Origin of the sequence: Plesiocystis pacifica SIR-1 (assembly GCF_000170895.1) — a bacterium.
GTDB classification, from domain to species: Bacteria; Myxococcota_A; Polyangia; order Nannocystales; family Nannocystaceae; genus Plesiocystis; species Plesiocystis pacifica.
Genome location: NZ_ABCS01000209.1, coordinates 1 through 4,735, shown reverse-complemented (window position 1 = coordinate 4,735; position 4,735 = coordinate 1). Strand labels below are relative to the sequence as shown.

General features: G+C 71.0%; 5 protein-coding genes. 2 read left to right on the top strand and 3 right to left on the bottom strand.

Translation table 11 applies throughout. The annotated features are described in order from the left end of the window. Positions 1 to 186: 186 nt before the first annotated feature. A complete protein-coding gene (locus tag PPSIR1_RS41125) occupies positions 187 to 819 on the top strand; it encodes a hypothetical protein (protein ID WP_157596532.1) in 633 nt (210 codons plus the stop codon). Between the two features lie 111 nt (positions 820 to 930). On the opposite strand, the gene PPSIR1_RS41120 is transcribed toward PPSIR1_RS41125, so the two are convergent. From PPSIR1_RS41120 to PPSIR1_RS41110, 3 genes are all read right to left on the bottom strand, one after another. Continuing rightward, positions 931 to 1,671, bottom strand: coding sequence for a class I SAM-dependent methyltransferase (locus PPSIR1_RS41120; protein WP_045117772.1), 741 nt, complete (start codon positions 1,669 to 1,671; stop codon positions 931 to 933). Between the two features lie 21 nt (positions 1,672 to 1,692). After that, positions 1,693 to 2,184 (bottom strand): hypothetical protein, encoded by a 492-nt coding sequence (locus tag PPSIR1_RS41115; RefSeq protein ID WP_006977266.1) that lies wholly within the window; start codon positions 2,182 to 2,184, stop codon positions 1,693 to 1,695. 468 nt (positions 2,185 to 2,652) lie between these two features. Beyond that, positions 2,653 to 3,342: a hypothetical protein gene (locus PPSIR1_RS41110; protein WP_006977265.1), complete on the bottom strand. Its 690-nt coding sequence runs from the start codon at positions 3,340 to 3,342 to the stop codon at positions 2,653 to 2,655. A 31-nt stretch (positions 3,343 to 3,373) separates the two neighbouring features. On the opposite strand from PPSIR1_RS41110, the gene PPSIR1_RS41105 reads away from it, so the two are divergent. Further along, positions 3,374 to 4,735, top strand: a 1,362-nt coding sequence (locus PPSIR1_RS41105; protein WP_006977264.1) for a helicase-related protein, incomplete at its 3' end; no start/stop codon positions are given.

Below are 4,735 nucleotides of genomic sequence, written 5' to 3'. Positions count from 1 at the left end.
TGACGGATGGGCGCTACGCAGCGTCTCGGCGCTGCTCGTGGGTCGAGTTCGAGGCTGTGGTCCTCCCACACTCGTGCAGATGCCTGACTCGAGGCGAACATGCCGCCCGAGCAGCCCTCGATGTGCGTCCAAGTGCTTTTCTGGCAGCGGGATGATCGATTCCCCTCGCCGGCGCACACCCACGTCGTGAAGCTCCCCAGCGCAATCCCCTATCTGACAGCCGCGGCGCTATCGATCGCATGCACCCCCTCCTCCTCGAACGCGAACGACGATGCGGACGCCGAGACGGGGAGCGAGGACGCGACCACCGAGACCGAGACCGAGACCGGCACCGAGACCGAGACCGAGACCGGCACCGGCGACACGGACGAGAACTCCTGCGCCAGCCCCGAAGAGTGCGGGCCCGACGAGTGGTGCGACTTCCCCGACGATCTGTGCGGCGCAGGCCAACTCGGTGAGTGCCTCCCCCGACCGGATGAATGCGATGGACTCGACGTCGAGATCTGCGGGTGCGACGGCAACGCCCACATCGCGGGCTGCGAGGCGGCCGAGGGCGTCGATCGCAGCAACGACACCTCGATGTGCGAGACCCCCGAGGGCGCTCACGTGTGCGGCGAGCTCTTTTGTCCGAGCGACAGCTACTACTGCCAGCAGGCCATGCTCGACGGAGAGAATCCGGGGCCGGACGTCTTCTCCTGCCGCGAGCTGCCCGAAGCGTGCTCCGGCTCGGAGGATTGCGCGTGCCTGGCAGAGGAGACCTGCGGATCGTTTTGCGAGTTCGCCGACGGCCACTTCACCCTGATCTGCCCCGGTGGATGACCGAGCGCGGGGCCGTCGCGGACGACGCCACGCCCTCCCTGCGCCACGCCCTCCCTGTCTATTTTAGCCGTCGTGGACGACGCCACGCCCTCCCTGCCCCACGTCCACGACTCAGGGCTTGCGGCACAGGAACATCTGGTCGGTGTAGGCCGAGCCCACGTACTCCTCGGGCAGGGGCCGGCGCAGCACCTCGACCTCGAAGCCCGCCTGGGCGCACAGCTCGAGCCAGGTCTGGGTGGCGAACAAGCCGAACAGGTGGCGGTCGTGGACGGCCCGGACCTCGCCGCCTTCGCGGAGCAAGAAGGCGAAGTCGCCGACGTGGGTCTCGTCGTCGGGGTCGGGGTCCCAGGACCACGCGATGCACCGCAAGCTGCGCTCGTCGTCGTCGCCGGCGTGGTCCTCGTGGGACTCGCAAAAGCTCTCCTTGACGCAGTCGGGCACGAGCAGCGCGGCGCCCCCGGGGCGCAGGTGGGCGTGGGCCGTCTCGATGACCGCGAGCAGGTCGGCCCGGGTGGTCATGTAGGTGATGGCGTCATGGACGAGGACGCAGTCGAAGCTGCGCCCGATCCGGATCGTGCGCATGTCGCCCTCGACGTGGACGCAGCCGGGGTTGAGGGTCCGAGAGCGCGCGAGCATGGCCGCCGAGCGATCGCACAAGGTCGCGGTCTCGAAGCGGGGCGCGAGGAAGTGAGCCCCGTGCCCTGCGCCCGAGCCCAGCTCGAGCAGCGCGCGGGCCCCGGGGACCGCGGCGTGCAAGACCTCGGCGAAGACCTCGGCCTCGTCGCGGTGATCGTCGAGGGGATCGAGGAGGTGGTAGAAGGGGACCAGCTCGTCGTAGAGGCGCGGCTCCATGGCGAGCAGCATACGCGCCGCTCACATCGGGCGGCTCTCGGCGTGGCGCCGGGGGAGCACGCGGTCGAAGTCCGCGGCGGCGCGGCGCAGGCCCTGGCTGGGTCGGCGACGCCGGCGAACCGGCGCGCCCTCGTGCCGGGCGCGGATCCGCCGACCCTTGACCCCGCGGGTGCGCGCGAGGGCCGGAGGCTCGATGACACACAGCGCCCGGATGACCTCGCGGAGCGTGGGCGGGAGGCGCTCGAGGGTCACCTCGTCGACGGCCTCGAAGCCCTCGAGGCAGGTCTCGAGCAGCTCGAGGCCCGAGCGAATCTCGGCCTCGGACACGCGCCCGCGCCGCTCGAGCCACGCGTGCACGCGGGTCAGCGCCCGACCCAGATCGCGGTCGACCAGGCTCCTCGCGATGCGCCCGAGCTCCTTCGCCGACACGTCGGCCCCGGCGTAGCTGGTCAGGATGCGGGTGACGCGGGTGTACTGCGTCAGCACGTGAGCGGTCGAGGTGGACTGGGTCATGGTGAGGCGTCGAGGCGTGTCGGCCCGTACAGAAAGAATTCTGATGGTAATAGCGACATGTGCAAGCACGATATCGTGATTATTTGGAATGACTCGACCCTCGGTGACCCCAGGTGGGTGGGGAACTGTGAATCGTCCGTGCGAATCGCCATTCATGGTCCTTTTGGCCAGTATCCGACGCATACGGCCGAGAAGGGGGATGTGCACTGGTGTGCGCGAGCCCTTCGAGGTGGCCCAAAGTGTCCAAGAAAAAATGAAAGTATCGACTGTCTTTTGGAACTCCAATGGTCGGTGTTGCGAATGAGTCCGCCAAGATCGGGGCAGCTTGCCCCACTCCGCACCGAGGCGCCCCAGGTGCGCGAAAGGCACGGCGCAGCAGCGGTGTGACGCAAACGGGCGCGACGCGAAACGGCGGCCCCGCGCGCCGTGCGTGGGACCGCCGAGTCGGTGGCTTGGTGGGGCTCGCGTTCAGCCGCAGTTCACGCCCATGACCTCGACGCTGTCTTGGTTCCAGGCCTTCGTGGTCGGGGGCTCGGTGCTGTAGAACAGCTCGATGTCGAAGCCGACGGCGCAGGGGTAGATGCCCAGGGCGTCCGTGCCGAGGAAGAAAATCTCCCCGGTGCCGCCGCCGGCCCCGTAGTCCGGGTCGCTCTTGTCCTCGGGGCAGTCGGTCGTGCCGGTCCAGCCGCGGACCAGCTCGATGCGCCAGGGGTCGGGGACGTCGATGTCGAAGTCGTCGAACATCACCGGCGAGTAGAGGACCATCTCGGTGCAGGTCGACTCGTTGAAGTCCTTGCGCGTGATGATCACGCGATCGAGGCCGCCGGGGCTGACCACGGCCTCGTAGCCGCCGTTGTCGACGGGCCCGGTGTCCGTGCTCTCCTCGGTCTCCTCCGTGCTCTCGGTGGTGTCCGTGGTGTCCTCGGAGCTCTCCTCGGTCTCCTCGGTGCTCTCCGTAGTGTCGGTGGTCTCGGTGCTCTCCTCGGTGGAGTCGCCGGTGGACTCCTCCGTCGTGTCTTCGCTCGTCGACTCCTCCTGGTTACCGCTGGTGTCGGCGGCGATCTCATCGCCGCCGTCGCCGTCGTCGGTGCACGCGAGGCCGAGGGTCAAAGCCGCGGACACGGCCAGGGTCAGGCTGGGGGACAGGCGCAGGTTCATGGCTCGATGCTACCTGTTATGGTCCCGGGCCGTGAACGCCCCGGCTCAGCTGCCGATCGAGGAGGCCCGAGGGAGCTACGAGGCGGCCCTGCGCGGTCCCCGAGCGGTCGTGGTCACGGCGCCCACGGGCTCGGGCAAGTCCACGCGCTTGCCGGGCTGGACGGCCGACGCCCTCGGCGGCCCCGTCCTCGTGGTCGAGCCGCGCCGCGTCGCCTGTCGGGCCCTGGCGGTGCACCTCGCCCGGGAGCTGGGGCAAGCCGTGGGCGAGCGCGTGGGCTACCGGGTGCGCTTTGAGGATCGCCTGGGTCCAAGCACGCAGGTCGCCTTCGTGACCCCGGGCGTGGCGCTGAACCTCGTGGCCTCGGGAGGCATCGAGGCCTACGCGGCGGTGCTCGTCGACGAGTTCCACGAGCGCTCTTGGGAGATCGAGCTGCTCGTCGCGCTGCTGCGCCGCCCGGGCCGGGACGGGGCCCCAAAGCTGATCTTGTGCTCGGCGACCCTCGCCGCCGCGAGCTTGACCGAGGCCCTCGACGCGGCGCTGGTCGAGGCCCGCGGGCGGAGCTTCCCCGTGGAGGTCGAGCACCGCGGCGGCGAGTCGGGGGAGGGGCCGAGCGAGCGCGATCTCGAGGTCCGGGTCGCCGAGGCCGTGCGCGCGAGCTTGCCGGGGACGAGCGGCGACATCTTGGTGTTTCTTCCGGGCAAGGGGGAGATCGAGCGCTGCCGCCGGGCGCTGGCCGACGACGGCGGCCTCGAGCTCGTCCCGGTCCACGGCGGCGTACCCCCGGGGACCCTCGTCGACGCCTTCGCGGCCCGCCGCGAGGGGGCGCCGCGGCGGGTCTACCTGGCCACGAACGTCGCCGAGAGCTCGCTGACTCTGCCGGGGGTGCGCCTGGTGATCGACTCGGGCCTGGCGCGCATGCGCATCCATCGGGGCGGGCGCTCGGTCCTGGGCCTGGGGGCCATCGCCCGCGACAGCATGGAGCAGCGGGCCGGTCGCGCGGGCCGGGTCGCGCCGGGTCGCTGCATCCGGCTGTGGTCGCGGAGCTTCATCCCGCGGGAGGTGACCGCGCCAGAGATCGAGCGCATCGAGCTCGACGACGTGCTGCTGCGCGCGGCCAGCTGCGGCCTGGACGGCGGCGCCTTTGACGGGGCGGCGTGGTTGGCCCCGCCCCCGCCCTTCGCCGTGGACGCGGCCCGGGAGCGCCTGCGCGGCGTCGGGGCCCTCGACGCGGACGGGCAGATGACGCCGCGGGGACGGGAGCTGGGGCGCCTGCCCGTGTCGGCGTCCGAGGGCCGCATGCTCGGCGATCCGCCGCCAGGGCTCGCGGGCACGCTGGCTGACCTGGTCGCCCTGCTGGAGACGCGCCGCGGCCTCGCGCTCCCGGCCGGCGCC